The organism is Pseudidiomarina woesei (genome assembly GCF_001418345.1).
In the GTDB taxonomy this organism is placed as follows: Bacteria; Pseudomonadota; Gammaproteobacteria; order Enterobacterales; family Alteromonadaceae; genus Pseudidiomarina; species Pseudidiomarina woesei.
On the sequence record NZ_LIPW01000001.1, the window covers coordinates 385,811 to 405,632 of the forward strand.

At 47.9% G+C, this 19,822-nt stretch carries 16 protein-coding genes; 13 read left to right on the top strand and 3 right to left on the bottom strand.

Annotated features, from left to right (window positions below; all coding sequences use genetic code 11):
- Positions 1 to 4 precede the first annotated feature (4 nt).
- Positions 5 to 1,501, bottom strand: coding sequence for a CoA-acylating methylmalonate-semialdehyde dehydrogenase (locus tag ASC40_RS01890; protein WP_055438087.1), 1,497 nt, complete (start codon positions 1,499 to 1,501; stop codon positions 5 to 7).
- Positions 1,502 to 1,731: 230 nt separating this feature from the next.
- On the opposite strand from ASC40_RS01890, the gene ASC40_RS01895 reads away from it, so the two are divergent.
- Positions 1,732 to 2,616, top strand: coding sequence for a helix-turn-helix transcriptional regulator (locus ASC40_RS01895; RefSeq protein ID WP_055438088.1), 885 nt, complete (start codon positions 1,732 to 1,734; stop codon positions 2,614 to 2,616).
- Between the two features lies 1 nt (position 2,617).
- Positions 2,618 to 3,463, top strand: a complete 846-nt coding sequence (locus ASC40_RS01900; protein ID WP_055438089.1) for an EamA family transporter — start codon at positions 2,618 to 2,620, stop codon at positions 3,461 to 3,463.
- On the opposite strand, the gene ASC40_RS01905 is transcribed toward ASC40_RS01900, so the two are convergent.
- Entirely contained in the window at positions 3,460 to 4,641 is a 1,182-nt protein-coding gene (locus ASC40_RS01905) for an acetyl-CoA C-acyltransferase (protein ID WP_055438090.1), read from the bottom strand. The genes ASC40_RS01900 and ASC40_RS01905 overlap by 4 nt on opposite strands.
- Before the next feature lie 178 nt (positions 4,642 to 4,819).
- Here ASC40_RS01905 and ASC40_RS01910 point away from each other — a divergent pair, with 178 nt between their 5' ends.
- The 10 genes from ASC40_RS01910 (at position 4,820) to ASC40_RS01955 (ending at position 18,127) form a co-directional block, all read left to right on the top strand.
- The gene (locus ASC40_RS01910; RefSeq protein ID WP_055438091.1) at positions 4,820 to 5,251 is read left to right on the top strand and encodes a MerR family transcriptional regulator; all 432 of its coding nucleotides are present in this window, start codon (positions 4,820 to 4,822) and stop codon (positions 5,249 to 5,251) included.
- Positions 5,248 to 6,417 carry an isovaleryl-CoA dehydrogenase gene (locus ASC40_RS01915; RefSeq protein WP_055438092.1) on the top strand — a complete coding sequence of 390 codons (1,170 nt, stop codon included), beginning with the start codon at positions 5,248 to 5,250 and terminating at the stop codon, positions 6,415 to 6,417. The genes ASC40_RS01910 and ASC40_RS01915 overlap by 4 nt, the downstream gene beginning before the upstream one ends.
- A gap of 27 nt (positions 6,418 to 6,444) precedes the next feature.
- Positions 6,445 to 8,052, top strand: coding sequence for a carboxyl transferase domain-containing protein (locus ASC40_RS01920; RefSeq protein ID WP_055438093.1), 1,608 nt, complete (start codon positions 6,445 to 6,447; stop codon positions 8,050 to 8,052).
- Positions 8,053 to 8,061: 9 nt separating this feature from the next.
- Positions 8,062 to 8,850, top strand: coding sequence for an enoyl-CoA hydratase-related protein (locus tag ASC40_RS01925; RefSeq protein WP_055438094.1), 789 nt, complete (start codon positions 8,062 to 8,064; stop codon positions 8,848 to 8,850).
- A 9-nt stretch (positions 8,851 to 8,859) separates the two neighbouring features.
- The gene (locus tag ASC40_RS01930; RefSeq protein WP_055438095.1) at positions 8,860 to 10,818 is read left to right on the top strand and encodes an acetyl/propionyl/methylcrotonyl-CoA carboxylase subunit alpha; all 1,959 of its coding nucleotides are present in this window, start codon (positions 8,860 to 8,862) and stop codon (positions 10,816 to 10,818) included.
- Between the two features lie 11 nt (positions 10,819 to 10,829).
- On the top strand, positions 10,830 to 11,726 hold the full coding sequence (locus ASC40_RS01935) for a hydroxymethylglutaryl-CoA lyase (protein ID WP_055438096.1): 897 nt from the start codon (positions 10,830 to 10,832) through the stop codon (positions 11,724 to 11,726).
- 64 nt (positions 11,727 to 11,790) lie between these two features.
- On the top strand, positions 11,791 to 13,731 hold the full coding sequence (locus ASC40_RS01940; protein WP_055438097.1) for an acetoacetate--CoA ligase: 1,941 nt from the start codon (positions 11,791 to 11,793) through the stop codon (positions 13,729 to 13,731).
- Positions 13,732 to 13,733: 2 nt separating this feature from the next.
- Complete coding sequence (locus tag ASC40_RS01945; RefSeq protein WP_055438098.1) at positions 13,734 to 15,938, top strand: putative bifunctional diguanylate cyclase/phosphodiesterase; 2,205 nt, start codon at positions 13,734 to 13,736, stop codon at positions 15,936 to 15,938.
- 23 nt (positions 15,939 to 15,961) lie between these two features.
- The gene (locus ASC40_RS01950) at positions 15,962 to 17,605 is read left to right on the top strand and encodes an electron transfer flavoprotein-ubiquinone oxidoreductase (protein WP_055438099.1); all 1,644 of its coding nucleotides are present in this window, start codon (positions 15,962 to 15,964) and stop codon (positions 17,603 to 17,605) included.
- Positions 17,606 to 17,722: 117 nt separating this feature from the next.
- Positions 17,723 to 18,127 carry an H-NS histone family protein gene (locus ASC40_RS01955; RefSeq protein ID WP_055438100.1) on the top strand — a complete coding sequence of 135 codons (405 nt, stop codon included), beginning with the start codon at positions 17,723 to 17,725 and terminating at the stop codon, positions 18,125 to 18,127.
- A 59-nt stretch (positions 18,128 to 18,186) separates the two neighbouring features.
- Here the strand turns inward: ASC40_RS01955 and ASC40_RS01960 are convergent, their stop codons facing one another.
- On the bottom strand, positions 18,187 to 18,834 hold the full coding sequence (locus ASC40_RS01960) for a hypothetical protein (RefSeq protein WP_055438101.1): 648 nt from the start codon (positions 18,832 to 18,834) through the stop codon (positions 18,187 to 18,189).
- A 121-nt stretch (positions 18,835 to 18,955) separates the two neighbouring features.
- Here ASC40_RS01960 and tsaA point away from each other — a divergent pair, with 121 nt between their 5' ends.
- The gene (gene tsaA / locus ASC40_RS01965) at positions 18,956 to 19,792 is read left to right on the top strand and encodes a tRNA (N6-threonylcarbamoyladenosine(37)-N6)-methyltransferase TrmO (protein ID WP_342666834.1); all 837 of its coding nucleotides are present in this window, start codon (positions 18,956 to 18,958) and stop codon (positions 19,790 to 19,792) included.
- The last annotated feature ends 30 nt before the right edge of the window (positions 19,793 to 19,822 follow it).

Here is a 19,822-nt window from a genome sequence, read left to right on the forward strand (position 1 = left end):
CCTATTATCGTAAGTTAATCGTCATATTCGGGCCGGTTACATCGGCGATATCGCTTTCAAACCAACGCGCCGTAATGGTTTTGGTTTCGCTATAGAAACGCACGCCCTGCTTACCATAAGCATGCAAGTCACCAAAGAACGAGCCTTTCCAACCCGTGAAAGAGAAGAACGGAAGTGGTACTGGAATTGGAATGTTAATACCCACTTGACCTACTTCAACGTTGTGCTGGTATTTACGTGCCGCAGCGCCACTTGCCGTGAAAATGGAGGTACCATTACCGTACGGGTTGGCATTAACCATCGCCAATGCTTCGTCTAGGCTGTCGACTTCGGTCGCGCACAGCACTGGCCCGAAAATCTCGTTCTTGTAGATTTCCATGTCGGTGGTCACTTTGCTAAACATGGTTGGGCCAACCCAGTTGCCGTTCGGGAAGCCATCAACTTGACAGTTGCGGCCATCAACTAATAATTCAGCGCCTTCTTTCACGCCTTGAGTAATAAAGTTTTCAACGCGCTGTTTTGCTTGTGGGCTTATTAATGGGCCATAAGCGGCGTCTTTATTGTTCCAGCCACCCGGCTTCACTTTCGCTAGTTCTGCAGCAATTTCTGGAATCCACTCTTTCGCTGCACCAACAAATACAGCAACCGAAATCGCCATACAACGTTGGCCAGCTGCACCAACAGAAGCCCCCACCAAGTTGCTGATAACTTGTGACTTGTTCGCGTCAGGCATGATCACACAATGGTTTTTCGCGCCTGCGAATGCTTGTACGCGCTTCATGTTTTCCGTACCACGACGGTAAATGTATTGACCTACCGCGACAGAACCTACGAATGAAATCGCTTTAACTGCAGGCTCATCAAGAATGAAGTCCACTTGATCTTTAGCACCATGAATAACCTGCAACACACCTTTTGGCGCGCCCGCTTGCTCAAACAATTCCACCAAACGCGTTGGCGTTAATGGGTCTTGCTCAGATGGCTTCAGAATAAAGGTGTTACCGCAAGCAATCGCCAATGGGAACATCCACAATGGAATCATGGCCGGGAAGTTAAATGGGGTAATGCCCGCACACACACCCAACGGCTGGGTAAAGCTGTAGGTATCAATACCACGCGCCACGTTTTCAACCGTTTCGCCCATTAATAACGACGGAATATTTGCAGCGTGTTCAACCACTTCAATACCGCGCCACACGTCGCCTTTCGCGTCTTCAAAGGTTTTACCAGTTTCGCTCGCTAAAATTTCTGCAATTTCATCATGATGCTCTTTCAACAATGCTTGATAGCGCATCATCACGCGCGCGCGCTCAGAAACCGCCACTTCTTTCCAAGTTAAAAATGCTTTCTGCGCACTTTCAACCGCTTGCTTCATTTCGTCTTGAGTCGCACAAGGAACTTGAGCAATCACTTCTTGTGTTGCTGGGTTGGTGACATCAATCCATTTGTCGCTTTGCGACTGAATAAATTCGCCATCAATATATAAAGGAACCTTTTTCATCTCACTACCTCGTTTTAAATTCAAATGCGATATTAGCTATCAGATATCCGATATTAAAACTGACATGCCGAGCTTTTGACTAATATCTAATATCTATTAGCTAATATCGCTCTTGTTTTTCTTAGCTAATATCGCTCTTGCTCTTAATCATTGTCGTTGTTTTTGTGGTGCTTTAACATCGACGATATTGCCCCTATAATGGACAAAATTGCTTTCACCGAGAACCTCACATGAGCCAACCATCGTCATGGCCGCTACCCAGTGGCAGCTCGCGCGTTGTATTGCCACTGCAATTAACCCGCCAATTAGCTCGCCACGCCCTCACAAAACACCTGTATCCGCTGGCCTACGGCCATTATGTCGATGCCGTTGGCCACCATGTTGAACGCAAGAAACACACCGATCACTTGCTTATTTTCTGCCACCGCGGCCGCGGATACTTTCGCACCGCGCATGCCGAGGGCGAACTAAAGGCCGGGCAATTGTTGTTGCTTCCTAGCAACGAGGCGCATACCTATGCCGCCTCTACAACACAGCCGTGGAGCATTTACTGGGCGCATTTTCAAGGCACCTCAGCGGCTGCATGCATGGACTTTCTTGATCTATCGCCCGCACAACCTGTTCTCACTCTAACCCGTTGGCGGCAGCTTATTCCTGTGGTGACCGACTTGCTTAATTTACAAACCCAACGGCATCAATTTACTGCAGCCGTGGTAGCCGCCAGCCTACTGCAACGAATAATCGCCGAGCTACCGCGGCTAACATCAACCCTGCAAGTGCCGACAGAGTTTGACTTAGCGGCGCTTGAACGGTTTATGTACGACAACTCGCATCGCGACTTAAGCCTAGATGATTTTGCGGAGTTTGCCGGATTATCACGCTATTACTTCAGCAAAAAATTCAAACAATTTACAGGCACAAGCCCCATGCGTTATTTCAACCAAATTCGCGTTAAAATAGCTTGTCAGTTGCTCGATAATAGCGCTGACAGCATTCGTCAAATAAGTCAGCAACTTGGCTTTGAAGACCCCTATTACTTTTCACGTTTATTTAAAAAAACCATGGGCATGTCGCCCCAGTTTTATCGTCAAACCATTACCAACCAACGAGGTTAATATGTGGATTTTATGGGCCGTAACCGCATTATGGGCGGCGAGCTTTTCGTTAATCGGCGAATTTCTTGCCGGCCAAGTAGACGGTTATATTGCAGTCTACATTCGAATGCTGCTGGCGTTATTGCTATTTTTACCGCTATGGCGGCCCAAGCGTCTCGCTTTTGCCCAACAATGGCGGCTTGCAGCCATTGGTGCCCTGCAAATTGGCGTGATGTACTTGTTTTTGTATCACGCATTTTTGTATTTAACAGTGCCTGAAGTGCTGCTATTCACCATTTTCACACCACTTTATGTCACCTTAATCGACGACGTGCTATTCGAGCGCAAGCACCTTCCAGCACAGTGGTGGTTGGCCGCAGCGCTAGCTGTTGTCGGCGCTGCTGTTATTCGGTTCAATACGCTTAGCGATGACTTCGTTATCGGTTTTTTGCTTATTCAAGCAGCCAATATTTGTTTTGCTGCCGGCCAAGTTTTTTATAAACGCTTAGAGCTTGGTTCCGAACGCAATCAAGTGCATGTGTTCGCGTTGTTCTTTCTAGGTGCCACCATCGTTTCAAGCCTAGCCATGGCAGCCTTTGCCAATTTCGAAAAATGGCCCAGCACCACTTTGCAGTGGGGTATCTTGGTTTGGCTTGGCCTTGGCGCTTCGGGGCTTGGCTACCTCGCTTGGAACCTCGGCGCCAAGCGCGTCAATGTGGCTCAACTGGCGACCATGAATAACATGCTAATACCGGCTGGCTTACTTATTAACTTTGCCTTTTGGGGGCAAGCCGTTGACTGGCTTCGGCTTGCCCTTGGCGGTGGCATATTACTGGCTTCAGTATGGCTTGCGTCGCGCCGCCGTTAAAGCATTTCAACAGCAACGGCAACGGCTTCACCACCGCCGATACACAACGAGGTAACACCGCGCTGCTTGCCACGGTTTTTCAAGGCATGCAGCAAGGTAACCAACAGCCGTGCTCCGCTTGCACCAATAGGGTGACCTAGCGCACAAGCGCCGCCATTCACGTTCACTTTGTCATGGTCTAAGTTCATTTGTTGCATCGCCAACATGGTCACCATGGCAAAGGCTTCGTTAATTTCCCACAAATCAACGTCGTCTTTGCTCCACTGTACTTTGTCGAGCAATTTGTTCATGGCACCAATAGGCGCCACGGTAAATTCCGCCGGCGCTTGCGAATGCGTCGCATGCCCCACTACGCGCGCCAAAGGTTTCAAGCCACGAGCTTTCGCCTCGCTTTCGCGCATTAAAATTAACGCCGCCGCACCGTCAGAAATTGAACTCGAGTTCGCCGCCGTAATGGTGCCGTCTTTAGCAAACGCAGGGCGCAACCCAGGAATTTTCTCTGGCATGGCTTTGCCTGGCTGTTCGTCAATGTCTACCGTCACGTCACCTTTGCGCGTGCTGTAAGTTACCGGGGTAATTTCATTCACAAACCAGCCTTCTTTAATGGCTGTTTGCGCGCGGCTAAGCGATGCCAAGGCAAAGTTGTCCATGGCTTCGCGGCCCAAACCATATTCATCAGCGGTGCTTTGCGCATAGCAGCCCATCGCTTTGCCTTCGTATGCATCTTCAAGGCCGTCAAGCATCATGTGATCATAAATTGCATCGTGCCCCATACGGAAACCCGCACGCGCTTTTTTCAATAAATACGGCGCGTTTGACATACTTTCCATACCGCCGGCAACAACCACATCGGCCGAACCCGCATGAATCAGATCATGAGCAAACATCACCGCTTTCAAACCAGAGCCACACACTTTATTAATGGTGGTAGCGCCAGCGCTGCGTGGCAACTCAGCAAACAACGTCGCTTGGCGTGCCGGCGCTTGGCCTAGGCCCGCAGGCAACACGTTACCCATAATTACTTCCTGCACATCGTTGCCTTGCAGACCGCTTTCAACTAGCGCTGCTTTTATCGCGATGGCGCCAAGGTTAGGCGCGCTTACATCACTCAAACTACCTTGAAAACCACCCATTGGTGTGCGTTTCGCGGCAACAATAACTACTGCATCAGACATAATCTCTCCTCAAGAGCAAAGGCGATACCAGCTATTGGATATTAGATATTAGAAAAAACCCGAAACATCAGATCTAATATCTAATATCCAATAGCTAGTATCGTTTTCGCCTTTTCTTACCTTTACGTTAACGTCAACTTGCATTAAGCTTAACCCTCTCAATAAAGACAAGCAAGCACAAATGAACCGACCAACCATATACAGCATCGGCGAACTTGCGAAAGAGTTCGACATCACCACGCGCAGTATTCGTTTTTACGAAGACCAAGGCCTGTTGGCGCCCCAGCGACAAGGGCAAACTCGGCTATACACCAATAAAGATCGCGTGCGCTTGAAACTTATTTTGCGTGGCAAACGTTTAGGGTTTTCGTTATCCGAAACGAAAAACCTGTTCGATTTGTACGACATGGAAAACAGTAGCGCGCGTCAGCTACACACCGTTTTAGCGCTGATTGATGACAAAAAAATGTCATTAAAACAGCAGCTTGAAGATATCAAAGTACTATTGGTAGAGCTTGGCAACCTTGAAGAGCGTTGTCGCGATGAACTTGCGGAAATAGAAAACAGCAAGGCATCTATAAACTCTGCAGCACCAAACCAGGAGACATTATGATTAGTCAGTACACCACCTTTAATTTTGGCCTTGGCGAAACGGCCGAGATGATCCGCGAAACCGTGAATGCGTTTGCGCGTGATGAAATTGCGCCTCGCGCTGCGGAAATTGACGAAAAAAATGAGTTTCCAGCGGACTTATGGCGCAAAATGGGCGACCTAGGCTTGCTTGGCATGACGGTTCCTGAGGAATTCGGTGGGTCTGGCTTAGGTTACCTTGAGCACGTTGTCGCCATGGAAGAAATTAGCCGTGCTTCTGCGTCTGTCGGGTTGAGCTATGGCGCGCATTCAAATTTGTGTGTGAATCAAATTGCTCGCAATGGTACTCAAGCGCAAAAAGAAAAATACTTGCCAAAGCTCTGTAGCGGTGAACACGTGGGTGCGTTGGCAATGAGTGAGCCCAATGCCGGCTCAGATGTGGTAAGCATGAAGCTGAAGGCTGAATTAAAAGGCGACCACTACGTATTAAACGGCAACAAAATGTGGATCACCAATGGTCCCGATGCTGATGTGCTTGTAGTGTACGCAAAAACTAGCCCAGACAAGAACTCGCGAGGCATTACCGCATTTATTATTGAGAAAGACTTCCCTGGTTTTCGTACTGCGCAGAAACTCGACAAACTCGGCATGCGTGGTTCAAACACTTGTGAACTGGTGTTTGAAGACTGCCAAGTTCCGGCTGAAAATATTCTTGGCGAGCTTGACCGCGGTGTTGAAGTACTCATGAGCGGCTTAGATTACGAGCGCGCCGTATTAGCAGCGGGCCCTTGCGGCATTATGCAAGCTTGTTTAGACGTGGTTATTCCGTACGTGCATGACCGCAAGCAATTCGGTAAAGCCATCGGCGAATTTCAATTGGTACAAGGCAAAGTTGCCGACATGTATACCCGTACAAACGCCGCTCGCGCCTATGTTTACGCGGTAGCGCAGTCATGTGACCGTGGCGAAACCACCCGCAAAGATGCCGCCGGCGCTATTTTGTATGCCGCAGAGTTAGCCACGCAATTAGCACTCGACGCTATTCAGTTGTTAGGCGGTAACGGCTATATTAACGAGTACCCTACTGGACGCCTACTGCGCGACGCCAAGCTGTATGAAATTGGCGCCGGGACTTCAGAAATTCGTCGCATGCTGATCGGCCGCGAGCTGTTCAGTGAATCTGCTTAACTTGCTAACGCATTAGGAGTTATAACCGTGACGGTATTAACCAGCACAGTGAACCCAAAAGACGAAACTTTTGTGGCCAATCAACAAGCCATGCAAGAAGTACTCAACGATTTGTACGCTAAAGCTGAGCAGATTAAGCAAGGCGGTGGCCCGAAGTATCAAGAACGCCATTTAGCGCGCGGCAAATTACTGGCGCGTCAGCGCATTGAAAAGCTACTCGACAGTGGCTCGCCATTTTTGGAAATCGGCCAATTTGCGGCGTGGGATTGTTACGAAGATTATGTACCTGCTGCCGGTGTTGTGGCCGGTATTGGCATGGTTGAAGGCGTGCAATGCATGATTGTGGCCAATGACGCCACAGTAAAAGGCGGTACCTATTACCCACTGACGGTAAAAAAACATTTGCGCGCTCAAGAAATTGCCGCACGTTGCCATTTGCCATGCATTTATTTGGTTGACTCTGGCGGTGCAAACTTGCCACGCCAAGACGAAGTGTTCCCCGACCGCGATCATTTTGGCCGTATTTTCTTTAATCAAGCCAACATGTCAGCCCAAGGTATTCCGCAAATTGCCGTGGTGATGGGTTTGTGTACCGCCGGTGGTGCTTATGTGCCGGCCATGGCCGACGAAAGCATTATTGTGAAAGAACAAGGCACTATTTTCTTAGCGGGCCCGCCGTTGGTTAAGGCGGCAACAGGCGAAGAAGTGAGCGCTGAAGAGCTTGGTGGCGCCGATGTGCACACTCGTATTTCCGGTGTGGCTGACCACTTTGCCATGAACGATGAGCACGCGCTTGCCCTTGCTCGCCGCTCGGTCGCACGACTAAATTATCAAGGCGCTAAGCCGGTGCCACAACACGAGGTGAAAGAGCCACGCTTCGACGCCAAAGAAATATACGGCATTGTCGGCACCGATTTGCGCAAGCCTTATGACGTGCGTGAAGTGATTGCCCGGGTTGTCGATGACTCAGACTTTGACGAGTTCAAACAAAACTACGGTAATACACTGGTGACAGGTTTTGCTCGTATTCACGGCTACCCGGTAGGTATTGTCGCCAATAACGGTATTTTATTCTCCGAATCTGCGCAAAAAGGCGCACACTTTATTGAGCTGTGTGCTCAGCGCAAAATTCCATTGGTGTTTTTGCAGAACATTACCGGCTTTATGGTAGGTAAAAAATACGAAGCGGAAGGCATTGCCAAGCACGGCGCTAAAATGGTGACCGCGGTAAGTTGCGCGCAAGTACCTAAGTTTACGGTACTTATTGGTGGCAGCTACGGCGCAGGTAACTATGGCATGTGTGGTCGTGCTTATGACCCAACGTTGATGTTCATGTGGCCCAATGCACGTATTTCCGTGATGGGTGGCGAACAAGCCGCAGGTGTTATGGCGCAAGTCACCAAAGACAATCTAGCGCGCAAAGGCGAAAGCATGAGTGCCGACGCTGAGCAAAAATTAAAGCAGCCAATTATTGAAACCTACGAAAAACAGGGGCACCCCTACTACGCTTCGGCGCGCTTGTGGGACGACGGTATTATTGATCCAGCACAAACGCGCACCGTATTAGGCTTGAGCCTTGCCGCTGCAAACAATGCACCGATTGCCGACACCAAGTTCGGCGTATTCCGCATGTAAGGGGCAGACATGAATTACCACACTATAACTTTGTCAGTTGCCGACCACGTTGCTTGGTTAACCCTGAACCGCCCTGAAGTGCATAACGCATTTGACGATCGCATGATCGCTGAGCTGCTTGATGCGCTTGCAGCGGTTCGCAACAACAATCAAGTACGTGTGCTGGTGTTGCGTTCAGAAGGCAAAAACTTTTCCGCCGGCGCCGACTTAGGTTGGATGCGCTCCATGGCTGCAAAAGACTATGACGAAAATATTGCCGATGCCGCAGAGTTATCGCGCTTAATGCAAGAACTTGATGAGCTACCACAACCGACCATCGCTTTAGTACAGGGCGCTGCATTTGGTGGTGCTGTTGGTTTAGCCGCGTGCTGCGATATTGCGTTGGCAACACCAGCCTCAAGCTTTTGCTTAAGCGAAGTAAAAATCGGTTTAATTCCGGCTGTGATCAGCCCGTATGTAATGCGCGCCATGGGCACTCGACAAGCGCGCCGTTACATGCTCACCGCCGAGCGTTTCAGCGCCGAAGAAGCGCTGCGTATTGGCTTGGTTCATGATATCGCGGAAGACTTACAACAAGCCGCACAGCCGCTTATTGAGGCTCTAATTAATAATAGCCCTGCGGCAGTTACCGCGGCGAAAAGTTTGGCCATGGCGGTTGATCAGCAGCCACTAAATGCCAACACGCGGCAGTTAACCATTGAACGTATCGCAGAAATTCGGGTTTCGGCAGAAGGCCAAGAAGGCCTTAGCGCGTTTTTAGAAAAACGTGCACCGAACTGGAAAACCACCAACGAATAAGGACCAGCAATGTTGCGCAAACTGCTAATTGCTAACCGCGGCGAAATTGCTTGCCGCATTATCCGCACCGCTCGCGATCTTGGTATTCGCACGGTCGCCGTCTATTCCGATGCTGACGCCAACGCACAACATGTACAAATGGCTGACGAAAGCATTCATTTAGGCCCAGCACCCAGTGCCGAAAGCTACTTGGTGATTAATAAGATTATTGCTGCAGCCAAACAAACTGGCGCTGACGCCATTCACCCGGGCTATGGCTTTTTGTCAGAAAACGAAGACTTCGCCGATGCCTGCGCCAGCAACAACATTATTTTTGTTGGCCCACCCACTAGCGCGATTGCGGCTATGGGTTCAAAAAGTGCAGCTAAAGCCATTATGAGTGAGGCCGGCGTGCCATTAGTGCCGGGCTACCATGGTAGCGATCAAAGCCTTGATACCTTGCGCGATGAAGCCGAAAAAATCGGCTTCCCGGTGTTGCTAAAAGCAGCCTATGGCGGCGGTGGCAAAGGCATGCGTATTGTAGAAAGTGCCAAGCAATTTGAAGAAGCATTCAACTCGGCCAAGCGTGAGGCGCAAGCTTCATTTGGTAACGACAAAATGCTAGTGGAAAAATACATCGGCAACCCACGGCACGTCGAAATTCAGGTGTTTTGTGACGAACACGGCAACGCAGTATACCTTGCTGAGCGCGACTGTTCCGTGCAACGCCGTCACCAAAAAGTCATTGAAGAAGCCCCTGCACCGTCTATTAGCACCTCCACTCGTGTGGCTATGGGCGAAGCTGCTGTGCGTGCGGCCCAAGCGATTGATTATGTCGGTGCCGGTACCGTTGAGTTCTTGCTCGATACCGACAACAAATTCTACTTCATGGAAATGAACACCCGCCTGCAAGTCGAACACCCAGTGACCGAAATGGTCACCGGCCAAGACTTAGTTGCTTGGCAGTTACTGGTCGCTAGTGGCGAGCCTCTGCCACTTGCGCAAGACCAAATTGAAGTGAACGGGCATTCATTTGAAGCACGCATTTACGCAGAAGACCCTGAACATGAATTCTTGCCAAGCACCGGCACCTTGCACGTGTTGCGTCCGCCGGCTAGCTCTGAGCATGTTCGTATTGACAGCGGCGTTGTTGAAGGCGATGAGGTAAGTTCATACTACGACCCAATGATCGCTAAGTTAGTGGTTTGGGGCGAAAATCGCACCATTGCTCTGCGCCGCTTAATTCAAGCATTGAACGACTATCGCGTGGCGGGAGTAAGAACCAATATCGACTTTTTACGTCGTATTGCTGGGCATAAAAAATTTGGTCAAGCAGAGCTGACGACTCGTTTTATTGAAAAATACCACGACGACTTGTTTACCGACACCAGCGTATTGGCCAACGATTATGCGGTAATGGCAACGCTTGCTGAGCGTTTTGACGAGAAACATAACGCGTCACAAAACCCTTGGCATACCCAGCACAGCTTTCGCGTAAATCAACCACGTCAATTTAGCCTAAACTTACAGTTTGGCGAACAGTTACTTGATATTCAGTTAACGGCAACCGACAACGGTTGGCAGCAAGCGGGTGAAAAAGCCTTGTGGCAAGTTGATAAGCACGGCGAGCAATTCACATTTACCCAAAACGGCCGTCGTTTTAACGCGCATATTTTGCGTACTGAACACGACATTATCGTCATGACTGAACAAGCGAGCTTACGTTTCACGCGCCACAATGTGGCTGACACCCTGGAACAAGAAACCGCCGCTGGTAGCTTAACGGCGCCAATGAATGGTACCGTGGTGCAAGTGTTGGTTAGCGCCAATGACACGGTAAAAGCCGACCAAGCTTTGGTAATTATGGAAGCCATGAAAATGGAATACACTATTCGCGCACCGCGTGACGGTGAAATTGCACAGGTGTATTACCAAGCTGGTGATCTAGTTAGTGATGGTGCTGAGCTAATCAGCCTCAAAGACGAATAGGCTAATTTGCTATGACCTTACCGCAACAGGTAAAAATTGTAGAAGTCGGCCCTCGTGACGGGTTGCAAAACGAAACCGCTGTGCCGGTAGAAGCTAAAATTGCCTTGGTTAATGCATTAGCCAAGGCAGGCTTAAGCTACATTGAAACCGGCGCCTTTGTTAGTCCCAAATGGGTGCCACAAATGGCCGATAGCGCTGAAGTGTTTGCCGGCATTGACCGCCAAGCGGGTATTACCTATGCGGCCCTAACGCCTAACCTAAAAGGCTTCGAAGCAGCAATGCAAGCACAGGCCACCGAAGTGGCTATTTTTGGCGCGGCCTCTGAAGCCTTCAGCCAAAAAAACATTAATTGCAGTATTGCCGAAAGCCTTGAACGCTTCGCACCCGTAATTGAAGCCGCAAAAGCACAAAATATTAAAGTTCGCGGTTATGTCAGCTGTGTGCTTGGTTGCCCTTATCAAGGTGACGTCAGCCTAAGCGACGTGGCTTATGTCGCTGAAACGCTGTGGACTATGGGCTGCTATGAAGTATCGCTTGGTGACACCATCGGTGTTGGCACCCCGCTGCACGCACAACGCATGTTAGGTGCCGTTGCCGAGCGCGTACCGATGCAGCACCTTGCTTTGCACTTTCATAATACCTACGGCCAAGCGCTTGCGAATATTGCCAGCTGTTTGCCGATGGGCGTGGCAACCATTGACAGTGCTGTGGCTGGTTTGGGCGGCTGCCCTTACGCGAAAGGTGCCAGTGGCAATGTGGCCACCGAAGACGTGGTGTACATGTTGCACGGCATGGGTATTGAAACCGGTATCAACTTGAATAACCTTGTTCAGGCTGGCGCAGATATATGTCGCCACCTTGCCCATGGCCCGCGCTCAAACGTCGCACACGCCATGCTGGCCCAATAGTCACCTGAACCTTAACGTAAGACACAAACGTAAGACACAAACGCACAACAGGAACGCTAGAATAATGACGCAAAAAATAATGTGGCAGCCTGATGCAAACCAAGTCGCTGCAACGCGTATGACCGACTTTATGAACACGGTTAATGCTCAGGCGAATCAGCAATTAACCACGTACGACGATTTACACCAGTGGTCGGTCGCGCACAGTGACCAGTTTTGGTCGCAAATTTGGCGTTACTTTGACGTTATCGGCGAGCGCGGTGAGCGCACGGTTGTCGATGCAAATAAGTTGCCAGGCGCGCAGTGGTTTCCTGACGCAACGTTAAATTTTGCTGAGAATTTGCTGCGTTTTAACGACGACCACATGGCTCTCGTATTTCGTGGTGAAAATGGCACGCGCCAGCAACTCACTTACGCCGAATTACGCCATGAAGTTGCCGCACTCGCTGCCGCCATGAAGGCCGATGGTATCGAGCCTGGTGACCGCGTAGCCGCCATGATGCCAAACTGCATTGAGACTATTATCGGTATGCTCGCAACCACCAGCTTAGGAGCAATTTGGTCGTCATGTTCCCCTGACTTCGGTGTGCAAGGCGTGGTTGACCGCTTTGGCCAAATTGAACCTAAGCTGTTCATTACCGTTGACGGCTATTATTACAACGGCAAACAGCTTGATATCAGTGAAAAAACTGCCGCTATTCGCCAGCAGCTAACAACCGTTGAGCGTACGCTTGTGGTTGATTTTGCAGGTTTTAAACCGCAATTAAGTGCAGGTTGGGCGCACTGGAATGAGTATTTAGACCGCAGCTCGACCGAATTAACCTTTACCCGGATGCCGTTCAACGCACCGCTATATATCATGTTCAGTTCGGGTACTACTGGGGTGCCAAAATGTATTGTGCATGGTATTGGCGGAACCTTATTACAGCACTTAAAAGAACATGGCTTGCACACCGACATAGACCGTGACGACGTTCTTTTCTATTTCACTACCTGCGGCTGGATGATGTGGAACTGGCTTGTTTCCGGCTTAGCCCAAGGCGCAACCTTGTTGCTGTTTGACGGCTCGCCATTTTATCCCGGCCCTGAGGCACTATGGGATATCGCCGAGCAAGAAAAAATCAGCGTATTTGGCACTAGTGCCAAATATTTATCCGCACTGGAAAAAGCTGACTACAAACCAGCTGAGTCGAATCAGTTGCCAATGCTACGCAGTATTTTAACCACCGGCTCAGTGCTTGCACCTGAGAGCTTTGATTATGTCTACCGAGATATCAAGGCAAACCTCTGTTTGTCGTCTATTTCCGGTGGCACCGACATCGTCTCATGCTTTGCGCTGGGTAACCCAGCGCTTCCGGTATATCGCGGCGAACTGCAATGCCGTGGGCTAGGCTTAGATGTGCAAGTGTTTAATGACGAAGGCCAAACTGTCACGCAGCAAAAAGGCGAGCTAGTATGCCGCAACAGTTTCCCTTGTATGCCCATTGGCTTTTGGAATGACGACTCTGGCGAGCGTTACTTCAATGCGTACTTCGCCCGTTTTGAAAACACCTGGGCCCATGGCGACTATGCAGAAATAACAGCGCACAACGGCGTTATTATTTATGGCCGCTCTGACGCTGTCCTCAACCCAGGTGGGGTACGCATTGGTACCGCAGAAATTTATCGCCAAGTTGAAAAAATAGATGCGGTATTAGAAAGCATTGCCATTGGCCAGCGCTGGCAAGATGACGAACGAGTTGTGTTGTTTGTACGCTTGCGCGAAGGCGTCCAATTAACCGACGAGCTGCAACAGCAAATACGCCAAGTCATTCGTGCCAACGCAACACCTCGGCATGTTCCGGCAATTATTGCGCAAGTGAGTGATATTCCACGAACGATAAGCGGCAAAATTGTTGAGTTAGCGGTACGCCAAGTCGTTCACGGTGAAACCGTTAAAAATACAGACGCGCTGGCTAACCCTGAGGCTCTTGAATATTTCCGTAACCGACCGGAGTTAGCTTAGCCATGAAGTTTTGGCGCTCGATTGTATTTACCGCGATAGTTGGCTTGGGTTTAACCGCCCTCGCCTCCTTATTGCTAGAAAGCTACGATCACCGCCGCATGCAAGAGCGCATTCAAGCCGATGCTTCAAGTTTAGAAGCAAATATTCGCGGTAGTTTAGTACGCTTACTATATGCCAGTGAACTTACGGGGGCGCTGCTAAAAACCAGTGACCGGACGCCACAACAACAATTACCACTGTTGCGCAGCGCATTGGCCTCGTTTTACCAGTCAGTTAAACAAGTGAATATTGTTGACCGTGACCTAAATGTGATTGCACAAACCCTCGTGTCCGGTAATGAATTAGTCAGCGCAAAAACCTATCAAGGCACTACAGTTAACATCGCGCAACTAGAGCAATTAACCAATGACTCACTATTCATGCCAGCTAGAAACTTTTCCTCTAGGCAGCATGATTTAGCTTTATTCATTCCGATTATGACAACTCAGCAAAGTTATTTTGTTGTTGCTGTCATCAACACCCAAGAGCTACTTAAACAAACCATTCATCATCATATTATTGAAGGCTATCAAACCTCTGTTCAGCAACATAACGAAACGATTTATAACTTTTCAGGTGAAACAGAATTAAAAGATCTCTGGGCTGCAGACTTTACTATCTCGGTGGCAAACAGTCATTGGTACTTTGAAATGTGGCCAACGCCGGCAAAGTTTTCTGACTTACACATAATTAATCCACTAATTACTCCGTTAATGGGAATGTTTGTCACTGGAATGCTTATGATGCTGGTTGCACGAATTCGCAAGCAAGAAAGTCAGTTGGAATTATTGCAGCAGTTGAATGAAAATTATAATCAAAGTCTGAAGAAACGTGATGAAGTAGAAAAACAACTGGCCTACCTGTCTGAACACGACGCCCTTACAGAAGTACCTAATCGCAACGCATTGATCCGCTTTTTAGGTGAACGTTTAGCGGAAATGAAGGAAACCAAGCAACAGCTTGTTGCTATCCAACTTAATATTGACCATTTCAAAGATATTAATAACGCCCTTGGCCACAAAGTAGGCGATGAACTTTTAAAACGCTTAGCACACCGTTTACAAAGCAGCCCTCACAATTTTGATTTTATTGCCCGAATTGGCGGCGATGAGTTTTTGGTGATTAAGCAAGTAGCAACCTCGGAGCTGCACGCTAAAGAGCTTGCAGACGAGTTAACTCGGCTAGTTAAACCGCAATTTTTTATTGGTCGCCATGAAATTTATGCATCTGCATCTATTGGTATTGCCTTTGCTAGCGAGGCCGATTACGACGCTGATACCCTATTACGACACACAGACGCAGCTTTAATTGAAGCTAAATTGGCCGATTACCACGGTGTCGCCACTTACACGCGCGCGCAGCAGTCTGAATTATCAAAACGTCAGGTTTTACTTGAACAACTGCATCGAGCTATTGAGACGCACAGTATTATTATTCACTATCAGCCAATGTTTGATCTTATTAATCAACATATTGTTGGTTTTGAAGCATTAATGCGCTGGCAACATGAAGACGGCGAATTAGTATACCCTGAAGAGTTTTTACCGCTCATTGAAGATACCGGCTTAATTGTGCCCTTAACTGACAATTTGATTCGTCAGGTTGTTAGCGACTACGCCGAATTTACCCAACGTGGGAATACTGAATTAACCATAGGTATTAACTTATCGGGCAAGCAGTTAGCTTTGCCCGAGCTTCCTGAAATTCTGACATCGCATTTGCGGCGCAACCAAGTCGGCCCTGAAAGCTTACATATTGAAATAAAAGAAGAGCTGTACTGTGCGCATGCGAATCAAGATAATAGCGTGCTTTCAACAGTGCGCGACACCGGGGTTAAATTAACCATAGATGGTATGGGGTTGAATCATGCGACCATGGATGCGGTGCAAAATTTCCCACCAAGCTTGCTGAAGATCAGTCAACCTTTGATGGCAGATATTCCCCACAGTAAAGTACATGCATTAATTGCCGAAACTATGATTAAATTCGCCCACAGTGTTGGTATTTCAATTAGTGCCGTGGGTGTCGAAACCCAGCAACAAGTCGATTTTTTAATACAGCGCGACTGTCTTATTGCACAGGGCTATTATTTGGCTCGACCATTAGCCAAGCAAGATATAACTAAACTATTGGCCTCGCAGGTTAAACACGATGCGCCAAACAGTTAACGCGAAATAAATAGGAGTAATCTATGCAACGCGAAAGTATGGAATTTGATGTCGTTATTGTAGGTGCTGGCCCAGCCGGCTTAAGCTGTGCTATTCGCCTTGCGCAACAAGCCCAGGAACGTGAGCAAGAACTCATGATTTGCGTTGTTGAGAAAGGCTCTGAAGTGGGTGCTCATATATTGTCGGGTGCAGTATTTGAGCCTCGCGCGCTGAATGAGTTGTTTCCTGATTGGCAAGAACGCGGTGCACCACTAAAAACTCCGGTGACTGACGACCATATTATGCTGTTCAAAAACGCTGAGAAAGCAACTCGGTTACCGGGCTTTATGGCGCCAAAAACCTTTCACAATCATGGCAACTATATTGCCAGTATGGGCAATCTATGTCGTTGGCTTGCAGAACAAGCCGAACAACTTGGCATTGAAATATTTCCTGGTTTTCCAGCGGCAGATATCATCATTGAAGAAGGTCGCGTGGCGGGTATTATCACCGGCGACATGGGCTTAGACAGCAAGGGTGAGCAAAAGAACGGTTTTGAACCAGGCATGGAACTACGCGCCAAATATACCGTTTTTGCTGAAGGTTGCCGCGGCCATTTAGGCAAGCGTTTACAGCAACAATTTAATTTGGCTGACGGTAAGTCACCGCAGCACTACGCCATTGGCTTCAAAGAAATCTGGGATGTTCCTGCAGACCAGCACCAGCCAGGCTTAGTGGTTCACAGTACCGGCTGGCCGCTGGAAAATGACGCCAGTGGTGGCGGCTATTTGTATCATGCCGAAGACGGTCAAGTTTATGTCGGCCTTATTGTCGACCTGAATTACAGCAATCCTTATTTGAACCCCTTTGGTGAGTTTCAGAAGTTTAAGACTCATCCTGAAATTGCAAAAACTTTAAAGGGTGGTAAACGAGTTACATACGGTGCCCGCGCAATTGCTAAAGGTGGTCTTTATTCGTTACCGAAAATGACGTTTGCTGGCGGTGTGTTGGTGGGTTGTAACGCTGGCACTCTAAATTTTGCGAAAATTAAAGGCAATCACACCGCCATGAAGTCGGGTATGTTAGCTGCCGAAAGTATTTTTGCGGCATTACAACATGAAACCGTTCCGGCCGAACTGCCAGACTTTACTGAGCGCTTTGAAAACTCATGGCTATACGACGAATTATATCGGTCACGCAATTTTGGGCCGGCCGTCCATAAATTTGGCACTATTTTAGGCGGTGCGTACAACACTATTGATCAAAACTGGTTTGGTGGAAAATTACCATTTACCATTAAAGACAATCACGCTGACCACGCACAAATGCGCAAAGCGAGCGACTGCAAGCCGATTGACTATCCAAAACCTGATAATCAATTAACGTTTGATCGTTTGTCATCGGTATTTTTGTCAAATACTAACCATGAAGAAGACCAACCCTGTCATTTACAGTTAGAAGACGCGACTATTCCACTTCAAGTAAATCTACCTGAGTTTGCCGAACCAGCGCAGCGCTACTGCCCTGCCGGTGTTTATGAAGTGGTTGAAGAAAATGGTGAAGCGGTATTCAAAATTAATGCACAAAACTGCATTCATTGTAAAACCTGCGACATCAAAGATCCGTCACAAAATATTACATGGGTAACCCCTGAGGGTACTGGCGGTCCGAATTATCCAAACATGTAATAGATTTAAATTCGCTCATTTTATTTGTAAGATATATCCGACAAATATTTAAGATTGTCGTCTGATTAAACAATGTATTAAATATAAATACACTTTGTTATTAACTTGGAAATAAATATGAGCGAATTTTTAGATATTCTTACCCATGGACGACGTTTAAAAGCAGCGGTAAAGGAATTATCGGTTTCGGAACTTGAAGAAGTAAGCGAAAAATTAACGAAAGTAATCGAAGATCGTCGCGAAGAAGAAGCTGAACTATTAAAAGCTGAAGCAGAAAAGCAACGTATTATTGAGCAACTTCGCAGAACCATGGATGAAGCCGGCATTAATGTTGCTGAGTTAGCCGGCGAAGCGGGCGTTAGCGCAAAAACGAAACGCGCTAAACGGGCTCCAAAACCGCCAAAGTATGAAATTCATGTGAATGGTGAGCGTATTACTTGGACCGGCCAAGGCCGTATGCCAAATGCGCTAAAACAAGCAATTGAAAGCGGCAAGTCTTTAGATAGCTTCTTAATTAAATAACTTGCTCAGTAAATTCAAAATTAAAAGCCCACGAATTTTAACTCGTGGGCTTTTTCATTTTATTCAATTCGAATATTTACATCACCAACGCCAGCGTCGATAGATATTTTTGCATCTCCGTTAGAAGTAGCTCGACTATTGGCCGTCATTAAAAAACGATTGTTCTCAATTTGCCCAATGCCACGAATTTTACTATCGCCTACTCCTACATCGGTTTTTATTGAGGCATAGTTACCAAAGACATCAAGATCAACTTCACCCACGCCAATATCAATATTGATATCACTTACCCACAACTCGCCGCTAATTTCGCCAACGCCAAGGTCGGTTTCAAGGCTTGCCACTTGTGGCAGCTTTATAACCCAATCAAGTTGAATACCATCTTGCTCTTTAACTTCAAGAATAAGTCGGTCACCTGACTGACGCGCGCTTAGCTCAGCAGCTTCAACGTTGCCGTCTTTATCAAACACAGCATCGTTGTCTTTATACGCACGAACACTAACCTGCATGACATTACCTTCAGCACGCTCAAAAGTGATCTGGCCTACCCCTGAATCGAACTCAACCTCAGTGGTAGGGCTAACGGTATATTCCGCGTTCATAATTTTTTCTTGCTCAGCCGCGTCAGCTGTAAAAGGCAAGCTCATTAAAGTTACCCCAGCAACCATTGAAAACGCGACACTCCAAATAGTACGTTGGCGATTCATTATTGTTCTCCGTTTTTTCATCATTACGCTTAAGTGTTGGTTAAGACGCATCAAATTTCGTCAAAGTTTATAAAGCAATTACCGTGCCATTTTATTTATTGCTTATATTTCATATCTTTACGTGATTAAAATTTGTAAAAAAACATCAGAACTTGGTCAAATTCACAAAACTGTGCTCAAATACGCAATTATTTTCTCAACTGAACTCAACGCGCGAATGATCATCGGCTCTGCTCAAACAACCCATCAAAATTCCATAACCATGCGACCTATTGGTGTTATTCATTCGCCATACGCACAAAAGTTTGCGGTTCCTAGGCAGCCAGGTTTAGTTCGCGCTGCGCGCGCAACCATTGAACTTCAAGGTGCTGCCGCGCACTCGGACAGTGTGCGCGGTTTAGAGCAGTTTTCTCATCTCTGGGTCATGTTTGTGTTTCACCAAACCCAAGCACAAGGTTGGAAACCTTTAGTACGCCCTCCTCGTCTTGGTGGTAATAAAAAGCTAGGCGTGTTTGCAACTCGTTCAACCTTTCGCCCCAATCCCATAGGGCTTTCAGTGGTTGAACTTGAGGCTGTTCGAATTGACGGTGAGCAGGTGTTTATCGATGTCATTGGTGGTGACTGGGTTAACCAAACACCAGTGCTTGATATTAAACCTTATATTCCCTATGCAGACGCAATAAACAACGCTCAGGGTGGTTTTGCCCAAAGCAGCCCAGCCACATTACCCACCGTGTTTAGTGCAGAGGCGACAGTGCAAATTGAGGCACTAACAACCAAATACCCACAACTGCGGCTTCTCATCGAACAGGTGCTAGCGCAAGACCCTCGTCCCGCTTATCAAAACACGAGCCACGATTTAGACAAGACTTACGGCATGACACTGTATGACGTGAACATACGTTGGCAGGTCGTTAATCAACAAAATCACGTAATTAGTGTTGTAAAAGGCTTTTGACGAAGCTCCGCTACTGGTAGAATTCGCCAA

Excerpts from the sequence above, each read along its gene's own strand:
- ASC40_RS01945 (WP_055438098.1), top strand. The coding sequence starts at position 13,734 with ATGAAGTTTTGGCGCTCGATTGTATTTACCGCGATAGTTGGCTTGGGT.
- ASC40_RS01960 (WP_055438101.1), bottom strand. The coding sequence starts at position 18,834 with ATGAATCGCCAACGTACTATTTGGAGTGTCGCGTTTTCAATGGTTGCT.
- ASC40_RS01925 (WP_055438094.1), top strand. The coding sequence starts at position 8,062 with ATGAATTACCACACTATAACTTTGTCAGTTGCCGACCACGTTGCTTGG.
- ASC40_RS01910 (WP_055438091.1), top strand. The coding sequence starts at position 4,820 with ATGAACCGACCAACCATATACAGCATCGGCGAACTTGCGAAAGAGTTC.
- ASC40_RS01955 (WP_055438100.1), top strand. The coding sequence starts at position 17,723 with ATGAGCGAATTTTTAGATATTCTTACCCATGGACGACGTTTAAAAGCA.
- ASC40_RS01950 (WP_055438099.1), top strand. The coding sequence starts at position 15,962 with ATGCAACGCGAAAGTATGGAATTTGATGTCGTTATTGTAGGTGCTGGC.
- ASC40_RS01895 (WP_055438088.1), top strand. The coding sequence starts at position 1,732 with ATGAGCCAACCATCGTCATGGCCGCTACCCAGTGGCAGCTCGCGCGTT.
- ASC40_RS01915 (WP_055438092.1), top strand. The coding sequence starts at position 5,248 with ATGATTAGTCAGTACACCACCTTTAATTTTGGCCTTGGCGAAACGGCC.
- ASC40_RS01930 (WP_055438095.1), top strand. The coding sequence starts at position 8,860 with ATGTTGCGCAAACTGCTAATTGCTAACCGCGGCGAAATTGCTTGCCGC.
- ASC40_RS01940 (WP_055438097.1), top strand. The coding sequence starts at position 11,791 with ATGACGCAAAAAATAATGTGGCAGCCTGATGCAAACCAAGTCGCTGCA.
- ASC40_RS01935 (WP_055438096.1), top strand. The coding sequence starts at position 10,830 with ATGACCTTACCGCAACAGGTAAAAATTGTAGAAGTCGGCCCTCGTGAC.
- ASC40_RS01890 (WP_055438087.1), bottom strand. The coding sequence starts at position 1,501 with ATGAAAAAGGTTCCTTTATATATTGATGGCGAATTTATTCAGTCGCAA.
- ASC40_RS01900 (WP_055438089.1), top strand. The coding sequence starts at position 2,618 with ATGTGGATTTTATGGGCCGTAACCGCATTATGGGCGGCGAGCTTTTCG.